Below are 21624 nucleotides of genomic sequence, written 5' to 3'. Positions count from 1 at the left end.
GGGATAATCGGGCCACCACACAACGGGATGCGAGACATGACCGGCATTGTCATCACCGGCGCCAAGCGCACGGCCATCGGCGCCTTCATGGGTCAGTTCACCGGCGTGCCGACCCCGACCCTGGGCGCCTCAGCCATCAGCGCCGCCCTGGCACAGTCCGGGCTGGCGGCAAACGAGGTGTCCGAGGTCATCATGGGCTGCGTACTGCCCGCCAACCTTGGCCAGGCCCCGGCGCGCCAGGCCGCGCTGGCCGCGGGTCTACCGACGTCCACGGGCGCTACGACCATCAACAAGGTCTGCGGGTCGGGCATGAAGGCGGTGATGCTGGCCCACGACCTGATCAAGGCCGGCTCGGCCGGCATCGTGGTCGCCGGCGGCATGGAGTCCATGACCAACGCCCCGCATATGATCCCCAACTCGCGCGTCGGCAACCGCTACGGCAATTTCCAGGCCGTGGACCACATGGCCTGGGACGGCCTGACCAACCCTTACGACGGCCAGGCCATGGGCGTGTTCGCCGAGAAGACCGTCGAGAAGTACGGCTTCACCCGACAGCAGCAGGACGACTACGCCATCGCCTCGGTCCAGCGGGCACAGCAGGCCCAGGGCAACGGCGCGTTCGATGATGAGATCGTGGCGGTCAAGGTGGCCACCCGGAAAGGTGAGGTGGAATACGCCGCCGATGAGCAGCCCTCGCGCTCGGACGTGTCGAAGATCCCGACCCTCAAGCCGGCCTTCAAGAAGGACGGCAGCGTGACTGCGGCCAGTTCCTCCAGCATCTCCGATGGTGCGGCCGCGCTGATCCTGATGTCCGAGGAAGATGCCGCCCGGCGCAACATCGCCCCGCTCGCCCGCATCGTCGGGCACCATACTTTTTCGCAGGAGCCGGAATGGTTCACCACCTCGCCGGTCAAGGCGGTCCAGGAACTGCTGGGCAAGGTCGGCTGGACGGTGGACCAAGTGGACCTGTTCGAGATCAACGAAGCCTTCGCGGTGGTCTCCATGGCCGTCATCCACGACCTCTCCGTGCCCCATGAGAAGGTCAACGTCAACGGCGGCGCCTGCGCGCTGGGCCATCCCATCGGCGCCTCGGGTGCACGATTGATTGTCACGCTGATCAATGCCTTACGTGTGCGTGGGCTCAAGCGAGGCGTGGCATCGCTGTGCATCGGCGGCGGCGAAGCCACTGCCATCGCCGTCGAACTGCCCTGAATCATTCACACCGGTTTGACGGGCTGAGGATTCAATTCCCTTGACAGCCGTAGATGGCTTGTCATCATTGTTAAGGCGCGCATTAGCGCGTTGCCAAACCAATCGACGAGGAAATACCGAAATGACCATCAACAAGACGCTGATCGCGCTGGCCATGGGCCTGGCCCTGGCTGCTTGCTCCAAGCAGGAGCAGGCTGCCGACTCCGCCGCCGACGCCTCGGCCGCCGCGACCGAAGCCCAGGCTGCTGCCCAGGCCCCGGCTGCCGACGCTGCCTCGCAGACCGCCGCTGACGCCGCTGCCACCGCCGCCGACGAAGCCGCCAACGCTGCTGCCGACGCCGCTGCTGCTCCGACCGACGCTGCTGCCGAAGCCGCTGCCGACAAGGCTGACGCCGCTGCCGACAGCGCCGAGCAGTCGAAGGACGCTGCCAAGGACGCCGCTGAAGGCGAGAAGAAGTAATCTTCTTCCTGCTTTGATGCCCCCATCGGGGCGTCGACGTCGAAAAGGCTGCCGGGAAACCGGCAGCCTTTTTTGTTTGGGTCGGCCGCTTGATAACGCGTCTGACATTCAGCGGCGATTGTCCTGATGGCAACGCCATTTTCGCGGCCGCGCCGCTATGCTCCGCCCACCACCCACCCAAGCAGGAAACTTGCATGAAAGTTTTGACCTCTGCCGTGATCGTGACCGCTGCGCTGGCGCTGGGCGCCTGCTCCCAGAAGACCCAGGACCACGCCGCAGCCACCGCCGACAGCGCCGCTGCAGACGCCTCGGTTGCCGCCGACAAGGCCTCGGCCGAGGCCAGCGCCGCCGCCGATTCGGCCGCTGCCGCCGCAGCCAATGCCTCCCAGGAAGCGAGCGTTGCGGCCGAGAAGACCGAGAACGCCGTGCAGGCGGGTGCCGCCGACGCCGCAGCCGCTGCTTCGGACGCCGCCCAGGCCACGGCCGACAAGGCCGCCGAGGCTTCGGCCAAGGCCGAGGAAGCTTCCAAGAAGTAAGTTAGTTGCCGGTCCGGCGTTTCGACGCCGACCATGCAAAGGCCCGCGCAAGCGGGCCTTTGTGTTTTTACTCATTAGAAAATCGAGAGGCATTTCGTGGCAACGCCTCCCGCCAGTCGGGAGACACGCTTGCACGGTGTGTGTTCGACGCATCGTTCGGGATGCAGGGCGGTGTGCTCGCAAGGACATCCGCTCTGCAACCTCACCAGCGGGGGCAGCCTGTTCGCCGAAGGCGTATACAGGGCCCCCGCCCGGCCGTGCGTTGATATGGCTCGCATGGAGGTGCCGTGCGTGCGCACCGGCGCCCTGGGCGGTGGTCATGGCGCCTGGCCTGTTCCGCACGGGCAATCAGCTTATCGGTGATTGTTGTCACAAAAGGTTCGAGGACGAGCCGCGATAGTCGGCCTTCCCCCGAGTCCCTGGAGAACCGTGCCCATGTCGATCTGGAAGGATCAGGCCCCCAGCAAGACCGCCCCGCCCCCGGTTGCCGACCCGCTGCCATTCCAGCCGGCCGCGGCGGCCGCACCCGTCGAAAGCGCCCCTGCCACGCCGGCCACGACGCCCACCCCGACGCCGGTGGCCAGGCCTTCCCAACCGCAGGGGAAGGAATCGCTGATCGCCTCGGACCTGACCATCGAGGGCAAGATCGAAGGCACCGGCCATGTCCGCATCGCCGGCAAGTTCAAGGGCGACGTCAACGTCCAGGGCGATCTGACCATCGAAGTCGGCGCCAAGCTCGCCGGCAGCGTCCGCGCCAGCAAGGTCGTGGTCGCCGGCGAGCTGGAGGGCAACATCGAAGCGGCCACGCAGGTCGAACTGCTGGCCTCGGGCATGCTGGTCGGCGACGTCAAGGCCGGCTCGCTCACGGTGGCCGCGGGCGCACGCATGCGTGGCCAGGTCGACTTCGGCTGGAGCGACAAGGACGGCCGGCACGCCAAGGCCGATCAAGCACCCAAGGCCGACAAGAGCGAGGCGTGAGCAACCCCCGTCCGGGCAGCGCGGGCGCCACCCGCGCCTGCCCGCACTGCAAGGCGATGATCCTGGAGAGCGCCAGCGTCTGTCCTGCCTGCCGGCATCACCTGCGCTTCGATGACGCCGTCACCAGCGAACGCGCCCGCCAGACCATCGTGCCGCTGCGGGTGGAAGGCACCGTCAACCACCCTGCCGATGCCACGCCGTGGGAGTACTCGGCGGTGGTGGTGGTGCGCAACGCGCGCGGCGAGGAAATCGACCGCCATGTGGTCGGCGTCGGCGCGGTCAGGCCGGGCGAGCAGCTGACCTTCTCCCTGGCCGTGGAGATGTTCCCGCACACGGGCGGCCTGGCGCCGCGTGGACGTCGCCGACTGTCGTAACGACGCACAGGGTCGCCTTCCCTCTACCTGCGTCAGCGTAGTACTCATGGCAATGGCCACCATCTCCGGGCCGTTGCTGAAGTTGTTAAGCCCGCGTGTATGAAACGTGAAACAGCGCTAAGCTCTGGTTCTCACAAGGAATACAAGGGACGCTGGCGTGATCGTTGGAATCGATCTTGGAACCACCCACTCGCTGATCGGCACATTCGACAGCGGACAAGCCCGTCTCATCCCCAATGCTATCGGAAGAGTGCTCACGCCATCGGTCGTTTCGGTCGATCCGCAGCTGGGCATCCTGGTCGGGCAAAGTGCCGAGGATCGACGGGCCACGGCACCCCGGGATACGGTCGCTAACTTCAAGCGCTGGATGGGAACGCAGCGCGAGACGCGGCTCGGCGAACGCAGCTTCCGCCCTGAAGAGCTCTCCGCGTTGGTCCTGCGGGGCCTGCTGGACGATGCGAGGGCAGCGCTGGGTCAGGAAGTCACAGAGGCGGTGATCAGTGTCCCCGCGTATTTCGGCGATGCGCAGCGCAAGGCCACCCGCATCGCTGGCGAACTGGCGGGAATCAAGGTCGAGCGTCTGATCAACGAGCCAACAGCGGCCGCGATCGCCTACGGCCTGCAGGAGCGCGTGGAGAGTTCGACGTTCATGGTGCTCGATCTGGGTGGCGGCACCTTCGACGTCTCGGTGCTGGAAATGTTCGATGGCGTGATTCAAGTCCATGCCACCGCGGGTGACAACCATCTTGGCGGTGAAGACTTCCTGTCGCTGCTCGTGGACGCCGCTCTGGAGGATCGCAGGATCCGCAAGTCAACCCTTGCCCAGACCGATCTAGCTCTGCTGCGCAAGCAGTTGCAGATCGCCAAGCACCAGCTCAGCAGCCAGGGACAGGCGAGCGTTTCCCTGGAACTGGCAGGCCGCCCATTCGATTGGTCTATCGACGAGGAACGATTCACCTCGCTGGCCGATCCCCTCATTCAACGCCTCCGACAACCGATCGAACGCGCCCTGCGGGACGCTGGCATACCGGCGCAGCGGCTGGACGAAGTGATCGTCGTCGGAGGCGCCTCTCGGATGCCGCTGGTCGTCAAGACCGCCGCGCGCATGCTCGGCCGCCTGCCGCTGCGTCACGTGCATCCCGACGAGGCGGTGGCACTTGGGGCCGCGACCGTCGCCGGAATGAAGGCGCGCGACCAGGCGCTGGAGGAGATCGTACTAACCGACGTCTGCCCCTACACGCTGGGCGTGGATACCTCGCGCGTGGACGGCTACGGCAAGCTGACATCGGGACACTTCAGTCCCATCATCGAGCGCAACTGCACGGTGCCGGTAAGCCGGATGCATACCTATTACCCCGTGCATGACAACGTGGCGCAGGTGGAGATCGAGGTGCTCCAGGGTGAAAGTCCGCGGTCAGAGCATAACGTGCGGCTAGGGCATCTCAAGATTCCGGTGCGTGCAGGCGTTTCGCGCGAGCTCAACGCGGTGGACGTGCGGTTCACCTACGACATCAACGGCGTCCTGCAGGTGGAGGCTTTTGCCCACGGCACCGGCATGCGACATGAGTTGATTGTGCAGAACGGGGGGGAAACACTGAGCGAGCACGAGATCCGCGAACGCCTGGCACAGTTGGAGGGTCTCAAGATCCATCCGCGAGAGGACCAGGCCAACCTGGCGGTGATCGCCCGGCTGGAACGCTTGTATGCCGAGCACCTGGAGCATCGCTCGATGCTGCAGGAATGGCTGGCCACCTTTACCGGAATCGTGGAGCGTCAAGATCTCCAACAGATCTTGCAGAGCCGTTCTGAACTCGTGCGTGCCTTGGATGAGTTCGAGGCACGCACATGTTGAATCCTGGCGAGCACTACCGCCTGCTCAACATCGGCAGGAATGCTGACCGGTCCGAGATCAAGCGTTCCTACGCCCGAGTCCTCAAGACCACCCGGCCCGATGATGACCCTCTGGCGTTCCAGCGTCTGCAGGAAGCATATGCCTTCTGCCTCGCGCAGCTGGGCCGCGAGACCGATCCGCGCGATCATCCAGCCGCGGACTCACACGTGCCGCTTACCGCAGGCCGGTCGGCCGAACAGTCCGGTGCGCGCTTACCCGAGGAGCCACTGGCAACAACGCATGAGTTGTCCTGGACCGCGCTCCAACTCGCGCCGCGGGCGGCGTTGGATGTCCCAGGCTTCCAGGAGGAACTGCGTCAGCGGATGGACGGCGGCAAGGTCAGCCACCTGAGTAGGTGGCTGTACGAGCATGAAGCGCTGTACTCAATCGACCTGAAAATGGCCCTGCGACCTGCGGTGGCGGAGGTGATCGCGCGTTCGCCAAGGGCACCAACCGAAGATCACTGCCTGCCCCATGTCATGGCCTTCTTCGGGCTGGACAAGGTGGATCACGATGGGTTGTCCGAGCAGCTTCAGCACATACTGGCCGATAAACAGCGACAGCATGCGTTCGACCGCGCTTTAAGTCGCCTGCGCTCGTCGAACAAAACCTGGAGGGAACGTCAGATCGGCCTCGAACTGACGGGACCGGACAGCCCGCAGCACCGCCTACTTGTGACGCTAGTCCCTGGCCTTCCCGCTCAAATCGGTGCGGCGATCCACCAGTTGGCCCAGGTTGCCCCTAACCTGCAGCACCCGGATCTCAACTTGGGCAACATCGCTTTCTGGCGGCAGGTACTGGATGCAAACAGGCTGACACGCCCACGCGTAGTGTGCGTTCTTCTCCGCACGACGGTATGGCCGGCCCTCTTCTTCGGCGTGGTCGCCGCCATGGCCGCTCCGGAAGACAGGCGCAACGTCTTGCTGGGAGGATCGATCTGCATCGCGGGAGCCGCCGCAGCTTGGCTCGCCTATGCCTTGCTGCGCATCGGTTTGCGGGACATCAACGAGAAGCTGGCAAAACACTGGAGAATTTCCAGCGGCACATTCTCCAGCTTGTTCTGTACCTTCATCTGCGTCGGCGTGTCCTGGCTGCCGGGCCTGGCATTTGCAGGCATGGCCGGCATGACATTCGGCTATCTGCGGCCCTTGCGCGGCAAAACCGAGCGCATGGCCGCGCTGACTGTGGCATCGGTCGTCGTGCTGTCCATTTGCATGTGCATCTGCACTACGACCTTGGCGCTTGAGTTGGAAGCGGGACAACGTTTCGCCCTGGCTTTCACCCTCGCGTCCCTGCCGTTGCCAGTGTGGTTGTGGATGGAGCATTCACCACGGCTTGCACGGTGGAGTCCGCTGCTTCTTCCGGTGTGCGCAGTGGTCTCGCTGGTTGCTGCGGTGCTGGTCTGAGCCGCGGAGCGGTCAGCCGCAACCGTCACAGCCACCGCATTTGCCGCCGGCGTTGCCATAGCCTTGCGGTGCCAGCCGGCGACCGGCCCGTTTGATCCACCCCGCCCTGCCCTCGCGCAGCAGCGCCAGGGCGAGCGCCACGCGCAGGCGCCGGGTGGTGCCGGGGAACTGCTTGTTCATCACCACCCAGGCGCTGGCCAGCACCGCTGCGGCGATGACCAGGTATTGCAGGGTCAGTGACAGGTCCATGGCTCAGCCCGCGCCCAGGCGCACCGCGACCTGGTAGGTGATGAAGGAGGCCACGTAGGCCAGGGCGAACAGATACAGCGTGGCCATGCCCATCTTGCGCCAGGAGTTGGTCTCGCGCTTGATGGTGGCCAGGGTGGAGATGCACATCGGCGCGTAGATGTACCAGACCAGCAGCGACAGGCCGGTGGCCAGCGACCAGCCGTCGTGGATCAAGGGCAGCAGCGCCTGCGAAGCTGCATCGTCGTCGGCCGCCGACAGCGCATAGACCGTGGCCAGCGAGGACACGGCCACCTCGCGCGCGGCCAGGCCGGGGATCAGGGCGATGCAGATTTGCCAGTTGAAGCCCAGCGGCGAGAAGACCGCGGTCAGGGCATGGCCGATGCGGCCGGCGAAGCTGTAGTCGATGGCCGGCAGCGTGGCATCGGCCGGCGCGCCCGGATAGGACAGCAGGAACCACAGCAGCACCGTCAGCGCCAGGATGATGCCTCCCACGCGCTTGAGGAAGATGGTCGCGCGCTCCCACAGGCCGATGGCCAGGTCGCGCGGATGCGGGATCCGGTAGGACGGCAGTTCCAGCATCAGCGCGTGCTCGGACTTGTCGCGACGGACGCGCTTCATGATCCAGGACACCACCAGCGCGCTGGCCACGGCCGCCGCATACAGGCCGAACAGCACCAGGCCCTGAAGGTTGAACCATCCCCAGACCGTGCGCTGTGGAACGAAGGCGCCGATCAGCAGCGCATACACCGGCAGGCGCGCCGAACAGGTCATCAGCGGCGCGACCAGGATCGTGGCCATGCGGTCGCGCGGGTCCTGGATGGAGCGCGTGGCCATGATGCCGGGAATCGCGCAGGCAAAGCTGGACAGCAGCGGGATGAACGAGCGCCCGGACAGGCCCGCCGCCGACATGCTGCGGTCCAGCAGGAAGGCCGCGCGCGGCAGGTAGCCCGATTCCTCCAGGGCCAGGATGAAGGCGAACAGGATCAGGATCTGCGGCAGGAATACGATCACCCCACCCAGGCCGGCGATGATGCCGTCCACCAGCAGGCTGCTGAGCGGGCCTTCCGGCAGCACGCCGCCGACCCAGCTGCCCAGGGCGGCGGTGCCGGCATCGATCCCGTCCATGATCGGCGTGGCCCAGGCGTAGACCGCCTGGAAGATCAGGAACATCACCACCGCCAGGGTCAGCAGGCCGAACAGCGGATGCAGCAGCCAGCGGTCCAGCGCATCGTCGATCCTGGCCGTGCGCGAAGGCATGCCCACGGCCACCGACAGCAGGCGCCGGGTCTCGGCGTGCAGGTCCGCGCCCTCGGCCAGCTGCGGCGGCAGATGCGCAGACACCGCGGTGCGGTCGATCTGGTCCAGCAGCGCCTGCGCGCCGTGGCGCCGGACCGCCACCGTCTCCACCACCGGGATGCCCAGCTCGCGCTCGAGCGCGTTGAGATCGATGGTGATGCCGCGCTTGCGCGCCACATCGGCTAGGTTGACCGCCAGGATCATCGGAATGCCCAGGTTGCGGACTTCCAGGGCGAAGCGCAGGTGCAGGCGCAGATTGGTCGCATCGACCACGCAGACCAGCACGTCGGGCTTGGGCTCGCCGGGCAGGAAGCCGCGGCACAGGTCGCGCGTCACCGCCTCGTCCAGGCTGGCCGCATTGAAGCTGTACGCGCCAGGCAGATCCAGCACGGCGTACTCGCGTCCCTGGCGGTTGGTGTAGCGGCCTTCCTTGCGCTCGACGGTCACGCCTGCGTAGTTGGCGACCTTCTGGCGGCTGCCGGTGATCTGGTTGAACAGCGCGGTCTTGCCGCAGTTCGGGTTGCCGACCAGGGCCAGGCGCAGCGGAATCCGGCTGACGCTCATGCGGCGACCTCCGGCTTGAGCACGATGCGGGCGGCCTCGCTGCGGCGCAGGGCGAAGCGGGTGAAGCCCACCTGCACCAGCAACGGCTCGGCGCCCAGTGGCCCGCCGGCCACGACGCTGACCTGTTCGCCCTCGACGAAGCCCAGCTCACGCAGACGCCGCGCGATCGGGTCGTTCGGCTGTTTTTCGACCACGGTGTCCACGATGGCAGGCTTGCGACGGGGCAACTCGGTGAGGATCACGCACGGGACTCAATTGGTAACTATTCTCAATTGTAGCACCGCCGCATCGCACCACCGCCCAAGCTGGACGCTCGATAACATGCGTGTAAACGGACAGACAGGTGGCGCATGCAGACGGAACCGATCGAGCCATGCCAGGCCACCGTGCGACGGTTGAGCCGGCCGGCCATGCACGATTCCCGCCCGATCGCGGGACCGACCCAGGATCCGCGTCGGGCCAGATGCGAGGATGCGCCGCGTGCGGCGGCGCCGGCGGCGTGGAACGAGGCGTTTACCGCGGAGGCCGATCGGGCCTGGAGGCCGGCGCAGGCCGATGCGGGCCACCGACGGATGCAGCCGGCTCCAGCAGGCGACATGGCGGTGTCCGCTTGGGTGGTCCGCGCCCACGACGTCGTTGGGCAGGCCGTGGTCCAGGCGCTGGCCTGTCTGGAGTCTGGAGTGCGTGTAGTGGATGCAGCCATCGCCGGTTCCGGCGGCTGTCCCTACGCGCCCGGGGCCAGTGGCCATGCTGCCACCGAGGACGTCGTGTACATGCTGCAGGGATCGGGAATGGAGACCGACACGGATCTGGTGGCGCGCGGCAGGGCCGGCTTTCGACCGAGCCAGCGCCGGGGGCGCCCGGGCGGCAAGGCCGAGCGCGCGCGAGGCACGGCATGAACCTGCCATCGCAGCCACCCCTGGAGCCGCAGGCCGTGCTCGATGCGCTTGAGCGCGCCAGATCGGCGCAGCTGCCCGAGCCCGCCCTGCGCGAATTGCTCGATCAGGCCGCGCAGGCCCTGGCGGCCTGCCTGCGGGACCAGGAGGAGTCCGGGCTGCGCTGGCGGGCGCTGTTCGATGCGATGCCCGACCCGGTCAGCATCCTGTCCGAGGATGGCACCGTGCTGGCGCTCAACAAGGCCGGCGTGGAGGCCTACCAACGCGTCCACGGTGACATCGTCGGCAAGAACATCCGCGTGCTCAACCCGGACCTGCCGCGCGATCACATGGTGCCGGTGTGGGAGACGCTCAACCGGGGCGAGAGCTACGTCATCGAAGTCACCAACATGCGCGGCGACGGCACGCGCTTCCCGGTGGAGGTGCATTCGGCCAATTACCGCTTCGATGGCCACAAGAGCCTGGTGGCGGTGGCGCGCGACCTAAGCCGGCGGCGCGAGGCCGAAACCCGCTACCGGGAGCTGATGGAAGCGCTGGACTGCGGCGTGATCGTGCACAACCGAGAGCGCCAGATCCTCTACGCCAACGGCGCGGCCCTGCGCATCTTCGGCGTCAGTGCGCGCATGAGCCTGTCCGAGGAGCTGGTGCACGAGCGCTGGCGCGTGGTGGACGAGGACGGGCGCGAGCTGGAGGAGCACGACATGCCGCCGCAGCGTGCACTGGCCGAGGGCCGTATCCAGGAAAGCCGGCTGATCGGCCTGTATCACCGCCAGCGCAAGGAGCTGATCTGGCTCAGCATTACCTCGGTGCCGCAGTTCGCGCCGGGCCAGGACCGTCCCTCCCAGGTCACCTCGATCTTCAGCGACGTCACCCATCTCAAGCGCGAGAGCGCGCTGTTCGACCGCACCCAGGCGCTGGCGCAGATCGGCGGCTGGGAATGGGACACCGGGCGCGACCTGGTCTATGTCACCGCCGAGGCCCAGCGCATCCTCGGTGCGGCGCGCGCGCCCGAGCGCATCGCCGACATGCTGGCGTGCCTGGAGGAGCCCGACCGGCGCCGGTTCCGCGATGTCACCGCGCGCCTGATGCGCGAGGGCGGCGGCTTCGATACCGAACTGCAGGGCCGGCGCCATGACGGCCAGCCGTTCTGGGTGCGGGTGATCGGCGAGCTGGAAGCCAGCGACCCTGCGTCGGCGCGGGTCATCGGCACCCTGCAGGACATCTCGCTGGACAAGCGCTCGGAGGAGGCCCTGCGCGTGCAGGCGCGCACCGACCCGCTGACCGGGCTGATGAACCGCGATGCGGTCCTGACCGAGCTGGGCCGGCGCCTGAGCGATGCGGCGCACGGCCAGCTGGCGCTGCTGTACATCGACCTGGACCGCTTCAAGGCGGTCAACGACGTGCTGGGCCACAACACCGGCGACCAGCTGCTGATGGAAGCAGCCCACCGCATCCTGGATGCGGTGGGCCCCAGCGGCCAGGTCGCGCGTTTCGGCGGGGACGAGTTCCTGGTGCTGTGCGAGGACGGCGGCGACCCGCGCGTGGCCGAGTGCATGGCCGATGCCATCCTGCACGCCTTCGAGCCGGCGTTCCGCTTCGGCCAGGAGGAATTCAACATCGGCGCCAGCATCGGCATCGCGCGCGCACCGCAGGATGGGGCGCGGCCGCAGCAGCTGATCCAGAACGCCGACGTAGCCATGTACGACGTCAAGCACCGCACCCGCAACGCCTGGCAGGACTTCACCCCCGAGCTGGCGCAGAAGCAGCAGGACCGCGTGCTGATGGAGACCCAGCTGCGCCGGGCCGTGGACAACGAGGAGTTCCACCTGGTCTACCAGCCGCAGGTGGACCTGCGCCGCGGCCAGATCATCGCCGCCGAGGCCTTGATCCGCTGGAGCAATCACCAGCTGGGCGAGCAGCGCCCGGACCTGTTCATCGGCCATGCCGAAACCACCGGCGACATCGTCCGCATCGGCCGCTGGGTGCTGCGCGAGGCCTGCCGGCAGGTGCGGCAGTGGCGCGACGAGGGCCTGGGCGTGATCCGGGTGGCGGTCAACGTCTCCTATCGCCAGTTCGCCGACGACCTGGCCCGCCACGTGCGCGAGCTGCTGGAAGAGTTCGACCTGCCCGGCTCGGCGCTGGAGCTGGAGTTCACCGAGCGGGTGTTGATCGAGGACGCCCCGGCGACCTTGCGCACCTTCGCCGAACTGCGCGCCCTGGGCGTGCTGCTGAGCATCGACGACTTCGGCGAGGGCTACAGCGCGCTCAACTACCTGCGCCGCCTGCCCATCCATGGGCTGAAGATCAGCCAGCTGTTCACCGAAGGCGTGCCCGGCAACCGCTCGGACGTGGCCGTGTGCCAGGCGGTGTCGGCCATCGCCCGCAGCCTGGGCCTGGGCCTGGTGGCCGAGGGCATCGAGTCCGAGTCCCAGCGCCAGTTCCTGCTGCAGCTGGGGGTGCCGGTGGGCCAGGGCTTCCTGTTCGCCCCGGGCCTGCCGCCGGACGAGTTCGCCAGCCGCCTGCGCGGCGCCCAGCGGCCACAGGCCGTCCAGGCCTGACTGGAACGCCTGCTGTCGTAGAATCGCCGGCTTCCCTGGAACGGGCGCAGGACAGATGGAGCTTGAGAACACCAAGGCGTTGATCACCGGCGGCGTGTCCGGCCTGGGCCTGGCCGTGGCGCAACACCTGGTCGCGGGCGGGGCGCGCGTGGCGCTGCTGGACGTCAACGACGACAAGGGCGCGGCGGCCGTGGCGGCGCTGGGCGAGGACAAGGCCCGCTACTTCCGTACCGATGTGACCGACGAGGCGGCCGTGGCCGCCACGGTCGATGCCGCCAAGGCGTTTCTGGGCGGCCTGAATGTCGCGGTCAACTGCGCCGGCATCCTCGGCGCCGGGCGCGTGCTCGGCAAGGAGGCGCCCATGCCCCTGGCGACCTTCCGCACCACGGTGCTGGTCAACCTGGTCGGCAGCTTCAACGTGGCCAAGGCCGCGGCCGATGCCATGCAGCACAACGCCGCAGGCGCCGATGGCGAGCGCGGGGTGATCATCAACACCGCCAGCGTGGCCGCCTTCGAGGGCCAGATCGGCCAGGCGGCGTATTCGGCCAGCAAGGGCGGCGTGGTCGGCATGACCCTGCCGATGGCGCGCGAGCTGGCGCGTTTCGGCATTCGCGTGATGACCATCGCCCCGGGCATCTTCTGGACGCCGATGGTCGACGGCATGCCCGAGGCCGTGCAGCAGTCGCTGGCCGCCTCCATCCCCTTCCCCTCCCGCCTGGGACAACCGCAGGAGTTCGCCGAAACCGTCGGCTTCATCCTGCGCGCCCGCTACCTCAACGGCGAGACCATCCGTTTGGATGGCGCCACGCGGCTGGCGGCGAAGTAGCAGGAACGAGTGGAGAGGAACGAGGAACGAGTGACGGGGATCCGCCCGCTCTTCCACTCGTTCCTCGTTCCTCGTTTCTCGTTCCTAATCCCCAATCCACTTCTCCAATCGGACCATCGATCCATGAAAGCTGGTGACATCAAGAAGGGCAACGTCGTCGAGTACAACAACGGCGTCTACCAGATCCGCGACATCGAGCGCTCCTCGCCGCAGGGCCGCGGCGGCAACGTGCGCTTCCGTTTCATCATGTATTCCGTGCCCGGCGGGGCCAAGCTCGATGCCAGCTTCGATGCCGACGACAACCTGACCGAAGTGGAGCTGCTGCGCCGCCAGGCCACCTTCTCCTACATGGATGGCGATGCCTTCGTGTTCCTGGACGATGAGGACTACACGCCCTACACCCTGGATGCGCAGGCGCTGGGCGACAACGCCGGCTACATCACCGACGGCCTGACCGGCCTATACGTGCAGGTGATCGACGAACAGCCGGTGGCCGTGCAGCTGCCGCAGCACGTGACCCTGGAAGTGGTCGAGACCCCGCCGGAACTCAAGGGCGGCACCGCGACCAAGCGACCCAAGCCGGCCAAGCTCAGCACCGGCATCGAGATCATGGTCCCGGAATACATCACCAACGGCGAGCGCATCTTGGTCAACACCACGACCGGCGAGTTCGGCGGCCGCGCGGATTGATCGCCACGGCGTGAAAGACCTCGGCATCGGCCGCCGCGATCCGGCGGCCGATGGGGTCAGCCCGCCTGTTGCCGACAAACCAGGCCGGTTCTAGAGATCGGGCTGCGACCCTGGCGCCTGTTCGCGCGCCTGTTCCCGCATCCGCGCCGAGAGCGATTCGACATTGCGCTGCGCGCCTTCCAGCATCGCGCGCTGCGCCGGTGGAAGTTCTCCAAGCGCCAGGGCGCGCACGCGCTGCCAGCCATCGGCCAGGATCAAGGCCTGGGCTGCGCCGCGCGCCTGCAGGGCGGTCAGCTCCGCCCCGATCGGCAGGCCATAACCTGACGTCGTCTCTCCTACAAGCAAGGCCGATGGTCGCGCCAGCCGGCTCTCGGCCTCGAACAAGGCCTGCAGCTCCCCGTCCAGCGCCTGGCCCTTGCGCCTGCGCCCCAGGTAGCGTCGCTTGAGTTCATCGCGCACCTCATGCTCGGCACGATTGGCCGCGGCCTGCTCCAGCAGCAGCGCGGCGGCGGTCACCCGCAGGTTGCCATCCTCCACCCAGCCTGCACGCTGTGCCGGCGCCAGCGCGAACCAGGCGTCCACGCTGTCCACCGGCACCTGTGCCTGCGTGCGCAGCACCTCCAGCAAGGCCTGGTAGTGCGCGCTGGCGGCCTGGAAGTAGTAGCCCTGGCGTCGCGCCGTCTCCATATCGTCGAACACCGATACCTCCGCTATGCCGGCGCGCCTCAGGCGCTGAAGCACCCCGGCCGGGGTGATCGCCAGCACGCCGGCATCGGCCAGCGCGGGCACGCCCTCCTCCAGCAGCCGCGCGCTCTCCACCGCGCAGTTGTTGCTGATGAAGTAGTAGCGGCCGTCGTAGTTCCAGTGCAGCTGGGCGGCGCGCTGCACGATGCCGGCGATCTGTTGCGGCGCCAGCTTCAGCGGCACCGAGCGCAGGCTGCGCAGCTCGATGCGGGTGTACTCGTCGATCACCTGCTCCAGCGGCAGGGCGTACAGGCGCGTGGGGTAGGAACCGGTCAGCCCGCGCCAGTGCGAGACCTGCACGTCGCCGACGAAGGCGCGGAAAGACAGCACCAGGTGGTGCTGCAGGTCCAGCCGGCAATCCGGACCGGGCGTGCGGCCCGGCGCGCAGACCACCAGCCGCAGCATGGTGTGGCCCCAGCGGCTCATCGCCTGCGCATTGCCCTCGGCCAGCAGGTAATCCACCGCGTACACGCGCGCCGGGTCCAGCGCGCGCAGCTGCGCCTGGCCGGCGGCTGCGGATGCCTCAACGAAAGGCAGGGCCGGCGCGCAGCGGCCATCGTCGAGGGACATGCCCAGGCGCTGCGCCAGCCAGGCGCGCAGCTGCGGACGACGGCAGGCGTAGTCCGCATCCAGCAGCAGATACTCGATATTGACCGCCACGAACTCGCGCGGACTGGTCAGTTCATACGCGTCCGGACTGCGGTCGCGCATGGCGCTGGGCGCACGCGAGAACGGTCGCAGCGGCCGCCGCTGCCAACCGGCCAGATCCAGCAGGCGCGGATCGCGCGACACCCCGCCGCGCGCGTGGCGATCGTACAGATGGGCAAGCTCATGGATCAGCGCGGCGCGGGCCTGGTGCGCGGCAAGGGCCGCCTGTGCCGGCGTGCGCGCAGCGGCGGGCAGCAGCGCATCGAGCAGCGGCCGCGCCAGCAGGATCCGCCCGCCCTGGGCGCGGCCGTGCACCTGCGCTGGCAGATCGGCGCGCCATTGCAGCGCGATGGGCTCATCCAGCGCCTGGCCGAAGGCGGGCGGCAAGCGCGCCTGCACGTCCTGGATCAGTTGCGCGCTGGCGGCGCGCTCGGCCGCATCCAGCCCGGCCTCATCCAGCAGCAGCCGCACACCGGCCTGCGCGGCCGGCAGCCAGGCCAGGCCTGCAAGCAGCAGCGCAAGCCACAGCCGCCGCGCCCAAGCGCGCCGGCGCCATGGCCGGCGCACCGGCATCAGCGTGCCAGGATGGCCTGGGCCAGCTGCATGTCGCTGCGTGCGTGCAGCGAGGGGTCGTGCGCGCGCAGCGTACGCAGGGCCGCTTCCAGCTGCGCGCCGCGGATGCGACCTTCGCTGGCGACGAAGCCCGCCGCGTCCTGGCGTGCCTGCAGGACGATCTTGTCATCGCCACCTGAGGAGCTGTCCGAAGACGCCGACGAGCCGGCAGACGAACCAGCCGAGGAGGCACCGGCGGAGCTGCCGGCGAAACTACCGGCCAGGGCCGGTGCGGTCAGTGCCAGCAGGCACAGGGGGAGCAGCGCTTTCATGCGGTTCATTCCGTGAGTCGAGGGCAAGACAGGCCAAGGCCAGGGCCGAAGACTACACGGCCTTCACACGCAGGTTCCATTGGTCGGCCGGATCAGGCGTCGAACAGCTTGCCCGGGTTCAGCAGGGCCTGCGGGTCCATCGCCCGGCGCACGCCGCGCATCAGCGCGATCTCCGCCGGGCTGCGGGTGCTGTCCAGGTAAGGCTTCTTGACCAGGCCGATGCCGTGCTCGGCCGAGATGCTGCCCTCGTGGGCCTTGAGCGCCTGCGCCAACAGCTTGGTGACCTGCTCGCACTCGCGCACGAACTGGTCCTGCGCCATCTCCGCCGGCTTGAGCACGTTGATGTGCAGGTTGCCATCGCCAATGTGGCCGAACCACACCACCTCGAACTGCGGATAGGCCTGGCCGAGGAGCGCCTGGGTTTCCTTGAGGAACGCCGGCATCCGCGAGATCCGCACCGACACGTCGTTCTTGTAGGGCACGTGCGGTGCCAGCGACTCGGTGATGCCCTCGCGCAGCCGCCACAGTTGCTGGGCCTGGGCATCGGACTGGCTGATCACGCCGTCGGCCACCCAGCCGGCCTCCATGCACGCCTCGAACGCCGCCATTGCCGCGGCTTCCTTGGCCTCATCGCCGATGGCGAACTCGGTGACCACGTAGTAAGGGTGGACTTCCTCGAACGGTTTGACCGCCCCATGCGCCAGCACATGCTTGAGGGCGATGTCGGTGAAGAACTCGAAGGCCTCCAGCTGCAGCCGCTCGCGGAAGGCGGCGAACACCTCCATCAGCCCCTCGAAACTGGTCAGCGCCAGCAGCATCACGTTGGTCGGCGGCGGCGGATCGGTCAGGCGCAGGGTGGCTTCCACGATCACCCCCAGCGTGCCTTCCGAGCCGATCATCAGCTGGCGCAGGTCGTAGCCGCTGGAGTTCTTGACCAGGGCGCGGTTGAGATCCAGCACCTCGCCATCGGCGGTGACCACCTTGAGCCCTGCGATCCATTCGCGCGTGTTGCCATAGCGGATCACGCGGATGCCGCCGGCGTTGGTGGCGATGTTGCCGCCGATCGAGCACGACCCGCGCGCGGCGAAATCCACCGGATACTCCAGTCCGTTCTCCCGCGCGGCGTTGTGCACCGCCTCCAGCGGCATGCCGGCCTGCACGGTCAGCGTGCGGTCGACGCGGTCGAAGGCCAGCGGCTTGTTCATGCGCTCCAGGCTGAGCACCAGCTCGCCATGGGCGGCCACCGCGCCGCCGGACAGGCCGGTGCGGCCGCCGGAGGGCACGACCTTGATGGCATGCGCGCTGGCCCAGCGCATCACCGCCTGCACCTCGGCCACGCTGCCCGGCAAGGCGATGGCCAGCGGATCGGGGGTCCAGCGACGGGTCCAGTCCCGGCCGTAGTGCTCCAGATCGCCCGGCTCGGTCTTCAGGCGAAGGTCCGGTGCGGCGGCTTGCAGCGCGGCAAGGCGGGAGTCGGTCATGGCGGCGCGAAAGCCTGCGATAAGGGGGGCGCCAGCGTGCCAGCGATGCAACGCCACGTCCACTTGGCGCGGCCCACGTTGCGCTGCAACGGTAACCAATGCGCTCTGGCATAGTGGGCGGCCCGCTTCGACCCCCTCCAGACCGATGACCAAGAAGACCTCCTTCCCCAAGCAGGACATCCGCGTACTGCTGCTGGAAGGCGTCAGCCAGACCGCGGTGGACGTGTTCCAGGCCGCCGGCTACACGCAAATCGATTTCCACACCAAGTCGCTGCCGGAAGACCAGCTGAAGGCGGCTATCGCCGATGCCCACATCATCGGCATCCGCTCGCGCACCCAGCTCACCGCCGAGGTGCTGTCGCATGCGCGCCGGCTGATGTCCATCGGCTGCTTCTGCATTGGCACCAACCAGGTCGATGTCGACGCGGCCGAGCTGGCCGGCATCCCGGTGTTCAACGCGCCCTACTCCAACACGCGCAGCGTGGCCGAGCTGGTCATCGCCCAGGCCATCATGCTGATGCGCGGCATTCCGCAGAAGAGCGCCGAGTGCCACCGCGGCGGCTGGTCCAAGTCGGCCGCCGGCAGCCACGAGGTCCGCGGCAAGACCCTGGGCATCATCGGCTATGGCCACATCGGCACCCAGGTCGGCGTGCTGGCCGAGGCGCTGGGCATGCGCGTGGTCTTCCACGACATCGAGACCAAGCTCTCGCTGGGCAACGCCACCCCGGCGCTGAGCCTTGCGGACCTGCTGGCGCAGTCGGACGTGGTGACCCTGCACGTGCCGGAGACGCCCGCCACCAAGGACATGTTCGGCCCGGCGCAGATCGCCGGGATGAAGCGTGGCGCGCACCTGATCAATGCCTCGCGCGGCACGGTGGTGGACATCGAGGCCCTCGCCGAGGCGCTCAGGTCCGGCCAGGTGGGCGGCGCGGCGGTGGACGTGTTCCCCGTCGAACCCAAGGGCAATGGCGATGCCTTCGTCACCCCGCTGGCGGGCCTGGATCAGGTGATCCTGACCCCGCACGTAGGCGGCAGCACGCTGGAGGCGCAGGACAACATCGGCATCGAGGTGGCCGCCAAGCTGGTGCGCTACAGCGACAACGGCAGCACGCTGTCGGCGGTGAACTTCCCCGAGGTCACCCTGCCCGGCCACGAAGGCAGCCGCCGCCTACTGCATATCCACCGCAACGTGCCGGGCGTGCTTTCGGCCATCAACGACGTGTTCCGCGCCCAGGGCATCAATATCGATGGCCAGTACCTGCGTACCGACCCGCAGGTCGGCTACGTGGTGATCGATGTGACCGCCAACGAAGAGCAGGCGAGTATCCTGCGCGATGCGCTGGGCGCCATCGAAGGCACCCTGCGCACCCGCGTGCTGTACTAGCCCCGCAACGCCCGGCGCTGGAGCGCGGGCGCTCCGAGTGAAGAGATTTCGGGGCCAGTGCCCTTAGTTGAAGTGACTGCCGGCGCAGTCGCCTCGCTGAGAGCGAACCCGCGCAGGCGGCCTCTGCGCGAGCGACCTCTGTGGGAGCGGCTCTGCGTGGCCTAGGGCCATCAGCCGCGAAGAGGCTTTCCCGGGAAAGCCCCTTCGCGGCTGAAGCCGCTCCCACAAACATCGCTTTCGAAAAGAAAGCTCTCATAAACGGCCGCTCCCAAAGCAGGCCGCTCGCCCCTGCGCGCTCTGCTCACTCCTCACTCCTCTCCGCTCACTCCTCAGCCGTCAGCCCCAACCGCACCAACCACTTCCGCGCCATGCGGCTGAGCGAGGGGTCCGGATCCCGGGCCACCTCCGCCACCGGGCGCCAGGCCAGGGCCAGCGATTCCTCGTTGGCCAGGAAGTCTTCACTGCCGGTGGCCCGCACCACATAGCGCACGTCGTGATGCCAGTGCCCGGGCACGTCCTTGCGTTCGGGGATCCAGTGCCGGTCCAGGTCGAAGATGGCCGTATCGTCCACCGCCAGCGCGGCCAGCCCGGTTTCTTCCTGCGCCTCCTTCAGGGCCACCCGCGGCAGGTCGCGATCGCCATCGGCATGGCCGCCGGGCTGCAGCCACCGCAGCAGCTTGGCGTGGTGCATGAGCAGGGTGCGCCGGCCATCGGCACTGACCAGCCAGGCCGAGGCGGTGAAGTGCCCCTGCAGCCGCTCGCGCCCGTACGGGTCGAGTCGGTCGCCCAGCAGGTCAATGAAATCGGCCGCCAACTCGGCCTCGCCCGGCCAGCGCCGGGCGTAGGCGGCAAAGGCCTGCTCCAGGCCGCGATGCGGGTCGGCCGGCGCCGCAGAGGGGGTGATCGCATTCATCCGCGCATTATCGCGGTCATCTGGCAGTGCGTCTTGTGCGGAACAGCGGCGTTTGGCAAGGTACCGCGCTGTGCTGTCATCTGACGGCAACCTATCACCCAACTACTGGCGTCGGCACGGCTGAACGCTCCAGAGGAACGCGCAGCATGTCCAACAAGGGGTTGTTTATCGTCAAGCCGGTCGAGCCGGCAGGACACGTCGACGCCGGCGAGCCGGTCGAAGGTAGCCTGAAAGGCGAAGCCACCCTCAAACGGACCCTGACCGCCCGTCACCTGGTGCTGCTGGGCGTGGGCGCGGTGATCGGCGCGGGCATCTTCGTGTTGACCGGCCAGGCCGCGGCCAATCACGCCGGTCCGGCGGTGACCCTGAGCTTCATCATGGCCGGCTTCGCCTGCGCTCTGGCCGGGCTGTGCTATGCCGAGTTCTCCGCGCTGTTGCCGGTCTCGGGCAGTGCCTACTCCTTTTCCTACGCCACCCTGGGCGAGTTCGTCGCCTGGTTCATCGGCTGGTGCCTGATCCTGGAGTACCTGTTCGCTTCCTCCACCGTGGCGGTCGGGTGGTCCAGTTACCTGATCAGCTTCATCACCGGCACCCTGGGCTTACCCTTCCCCGCCGAACTGACACAGGCACCGATCGACTGGAAGGACGGGCATTTCGTCAGCACCGGCTCGCTGCTCAATCTGCCGGCGATCGGCATCGTCGCCGCCGTCAGCGGCCTGTGCTACGTGGGCATCACCCAGTCGGCCACGGCCAATGCCATCGTGGTGGCGATCAAGGTCGCGGTCATCGCCTGCTTCCTGGGCTTCGGCGCCCAGTACGTGGACCCGGCCAACTGGACCCCGTTCATTCCCGAGGCGCAGGGCCCGGGCAAGTTCGGCTTCGACGGGGTCACCCGCGCGGCGGCCATCGTGTTCTTCGCCTACATCGGCTTCGATGCGGTCTCCACCGCCGCCGGCGAGGCCAAGAATCCGCAGCGCGACATGCCGCTGGGGATCCTCGGATCGCTGGCCATCTGCACCATCATCTACATCGCGGTGTGCCTGGTCCTGACCGGCATGACCAACTACACGCTGCTGGGCACGGCCAAGCCGGTGGTCACCGCGATCGAGCCCTACCCGGCCCTGGCCTGGCTGAAGACCGCCACCGAGATCGGCGCCATCGCCGGCCTGTCCTCGGTGATCCTGGTGATGCTGATGGCCCAGCCGCGCATCTTCTATTCCATGTCGCGCGACGGCCTGCTGCCTGGCCTGTTCGGCAAGATCCACCCCAAGTACCAGACCCCTTACGTCGGCACCGTCATCGTCGGCGTACTGGCCTGTACCCTGGCCGGCCTGATGCCGCTGAACGTGCTGGGCGAGCTGGTGTCGATGGGCACACTGCTGGCCTTCGCCACGGTCTGCGCCGGCGTACTGGTGCTGCGCTACACCCGCCCCGAGCTGGCCCGTCCGTTCCGCGTGCCCGTGGCCATCGTGATCTGCCCGCTGGGCGTGGCCGCCTGCCTGTACCTGTTCTGGCAGCCGTTCACCGAGCACTGGCTGATCTTCGTCGGCTGGACGGTGCTGGGCCTGGCGGTCTATTTCGGCTACGGCTACCGACACAGCAAGCTGCGCCGGGGCCACTGACGCCCAGCATCG

Annotated in this window: 20 protein-coding genes; 13 read left to right on the top strand and 7 right to left on the bottom strand. The window is 67.9% G+C overall.

The features are described 5' to 3' along the window. Nucleotides 1–36 precede the first annotated feature (36 nt). From EPA99_RS04310 to EPA99_RS04280, 7 genes are all read left to right on the top strand, one after another. Nucleotides 37–1212, top strand: a complete 1176-nt coding sequence (locus EPA99_RS04310) for a thiolase family protein (protein WP_129469964.1) — start codon at nucleotides 37–39, stop codon at nucleotides 1210–1212. 121 nt (nucleotides 1213–1333) lie between these two features. Further along, entirely contained in the window at nucleotides 1334–1672 is a 339-nt protein-coding gene (locus tag EPA99_RS04305; RefSeq protein WP_129469963.1) for a hypothetical protein, read from the top strand. 194 nt (nucleotides 1673–1866) lie between these two features. Further along, entirely contained in the window at nucleotides 1867–2208 is a 342-nt protein-coding gene (locus EPA99_RS04300) for a hypothetical protein (RefSeq protein WP_129469962.1), read from the top strand. A gap of 435 nt (nucleotides 2209–2643) precedes the next feature. Next, entirely contained in the window at nucleotides 2644–3186 is a 543-nt protein-coding gene (locus tag EPA99_RS04295) for a bactofilin family protein (protein ID WP_129469961.1), read from the top strand. After that, nucleotides 3183–3560, top strand: coding sequence for a hypothetical protein (locus EPA99_RS04290; RefSeq protein ID WP_129469960.1), 378 nt, complete (start codon nucleotides 3183–3185; stop codon nucleotides 3558–3560). The genes EPA99_RS04295 and EPA99_RS04290 overlap by 4 nt, the downstream gene beginning before the upstream one ends. Nucleotides 3561–3717: 157 nt before the next feature. Further along, on the top strand, nucleotides 3718–5412 hold the full coding sequence (locus EPA99_RS04285; RefSeq protein ID WP_129469958.1) for a molecular chaperone HscC: 1695 nt from the start codon (nucleotides 3718–3720) through the stop codon (nucleotides 5410–5412). Then, nucleotides 5406–6857 carry a J domain-containing protein gene (locus tag EPA99_RS04280; protein WP_129469957.1) on the top strand — a complete coding sequence of 484 codons (1452 nt, stop codon included), beginning with the start codon at nucleotides 5406–5408 and terminating at the stop codon, nucleotides 6855–6857. Before EPA99_RS04285 ends, EPA99_RS04280 begins: the two co-directional genes overlap by 7 nt. A gap of 12 nt (nucleotides 6858–6869) precedes the next feature. On the opposite strand, the gene EPA99_RS04275 is transcribed toward EPA99_RS04280, so the two are convergent. From EPA99_RS04275 to EPA99_RS04265, 3 genes are read right to left on the bottom strand one after another with little or no spacing between them, the layout of a single operon-like run. Then, nucleotides 6870–7106: a DUF6587 family protein gene (locus tag EPA99_RS04275; RefSeq protein WP_129469956.1), complete on the bottom strand. Its 237-nt coding sequence runs from the start codon at nucleotides 7104–7106 to the stop codon at nucleotides 6870–6872. A gap of 3 nt (nucleotides 7107–7109) precedes the next feature. Continuing rightward, complete coding sequence (gene feoB / locus EPA99_RS04270; RefSeq protein ID WP_129469955.1) at nucleotides 7110–8966, bottom strand: ferrous iron transporter B; 1857 nt, start codon at nucleotides 8964–8966, stop codon at nucleotides 7110–7112. Further along, on the bottom strand, nucleotides 8963–9208 hold the full coding sequence (locus tag EPA99_RS04265; protein WP_206733686.1) for a FeoA family protein: 246 nt from the start codon (nucleotides 9206–9208) through the stop codon (nucleotides 8963–8965). Before EPA99_RS04265 ends, feoB begins: the two co-directional genes overlap by 4 nt. Before the next feature lie 108 nt (nucleotides 9209–9316). On the opposite strand from EPA99_RS04265, the gene EPA99_RS19140 reads away from it, so the two are divergent. The 4 genes from EPA99_RS19140 (at nucleotide 9317) to yeiP (ending at nucleotide 13936) form a co-directional block, all read left to right on the top strand. Beyond that, a complete protein-coding gene (locus EPA99_RS19140) occupies nucleotides 9317–9865 on the top strand; it encodes a beta/alpha barrel domain-containing protein (RefSeq protein ID WP_129469954.1) in 549 nt (182 codons plus the stop codon). Next, a complete protein-coding gene (locus EPA99_RS04255; protein WP_129469953.1) occupies nucleotides 9862–12420 on the top strand; it encodes a sensor domain-containing protein in 2559 nt (852 codons plus the stop codon). The genes EPA99_RS19140 and EPA99_RS04255 overlap by 4 nt, the downstream gene beginning before the upstream one ends. A 55-nt stretch (nucleotides 12421–12475) precedes the next feature. Further along, nucleotides 12476–13246 carry an SDR family NAD(P)-dependent oxidoreductase gene (locus tag EPA99_RS04250; protein WP_129469952.1) on the top strand — a complete coding sequence of 257 codons (771 nt, stop codon included), beginning with the start codon at nucleotides 12476–12478 and terminating at the stop codon, nucleotides 13244–13246. A gap of 123 nt (nucleotides 13247–13369) precedes the next feature. Beyond that, entirely contained in the window at nucleotides 13370–13936 is a 567-nt protein-coding gene (gene yeiP / locus EPA99_RS04245) for an elongation factor P-like protein YeiP (protein ID WP_129469951.1), read from the top strand. Between the two features lie 90 nt (nucleotides 13937–14026). On the opposite strand, the gene EPA99_RS04240 is transcribed toward yeiP, so the two are convergent. The 3 genes from EPA99_RS04240 to EPA99_RS04230 form a co-directional block, all read right to left on the bottom strand. Then, on the bottom strand, nucleotides 14027–15901 hold the full coding sequence (locus tag EPA99_RS04240) for a DUF7844 domain-containing protein (protein ID WP_129469950.1): 1875 nt from the start codon (nucleotides 15899–15901) through the stop codon (nucleotides 14027–14029). Continuing rightward, nucleotides 15901–16221, bottom strand: coding sequence for a DUF2388 domain-containing protein (locus EPA99_RS04235; protein ID WP_129469949.1), 321 nt, complete (start codon nucleotides 16219–16221; stop codon nucleotides 15901–15903). Before EPA99_RS04235 ends, EPA99_RS04240 begins: the two co-directional genes overlap by 1 nt. Nucleotides 16222–16304: 83 nt before the next feature. Beyond that, nucleotides 16305–17693, bottom strand: coding sequence for an FAD-binding oxidoreductase (locus EPA99_RS04230; RefSeq protein WP_129469948.1), 1389 nt, complete (start codon nucleotides 17691–17693; stop codon nucleotides 16305–16307). Nucleotides 17694–17838: 145 nt separating this feature from the next. Between EPA99_RS04230 and serA the strand changes: the two genes are divergently transcribed. Next, a complete protein-coding gene (serA, locus tag EPA99_RS04225) occupies nucleotides 17839–19077 on the top strand; it encodes a phosphoglycerate dehydrogenase (protein WP_129469947.1) in 1239 nt (412 codons plus the stop codon). A gap of 322 nt (nucleotides 19078–19399) precedes the next feature. Here the strand turns inward: serA and EPA99_RS04220 are convergent, their stop codons facing one another. Next, entirely contained in the window at nucleotides 19400–19990 is a 591-nt protein-coding gene (locus EPA99_RS04220) for an NUDIX hydrolase (protein ID WP_129469946.1), read from the bottom strand. Between the two features lie 146 nt (nucleotides 19991–20136). On the opposite strand from EPA99_RS04220, the gene EPA99_RS04215 reads away from it, so the two are divergent. Further along, nucleotides 20137–21612: an amino acid permease gene (locus EPA99_RS04215; RefSeq protein ID WP_129469945.1), complete on the top strand. Its 1476-nt coding sequence runs from the start codon at nucleotides 20137–20139 to the stop codon at nucleotides 21610–21612. Nucleotides 21613–21624: the final 12 nt, after the last annotated feature.

It is taken from the genome of Pseudoxanthomonas composti, assembly GCF_004122095.1.
Classification (GTDB): domain Bacteria; phylum Pseudomonadota; class Gammaproteobacteria; order Xanthomonadales; family Xanthomonadaceae; genus Pseudoxanthomonas_A; species Pseudoxanthomonas_A composti.
Note: the sequence above shows the minus strand (reverse complement) of the source record. Positions and strands in the feature narration are given on the sequence as shown.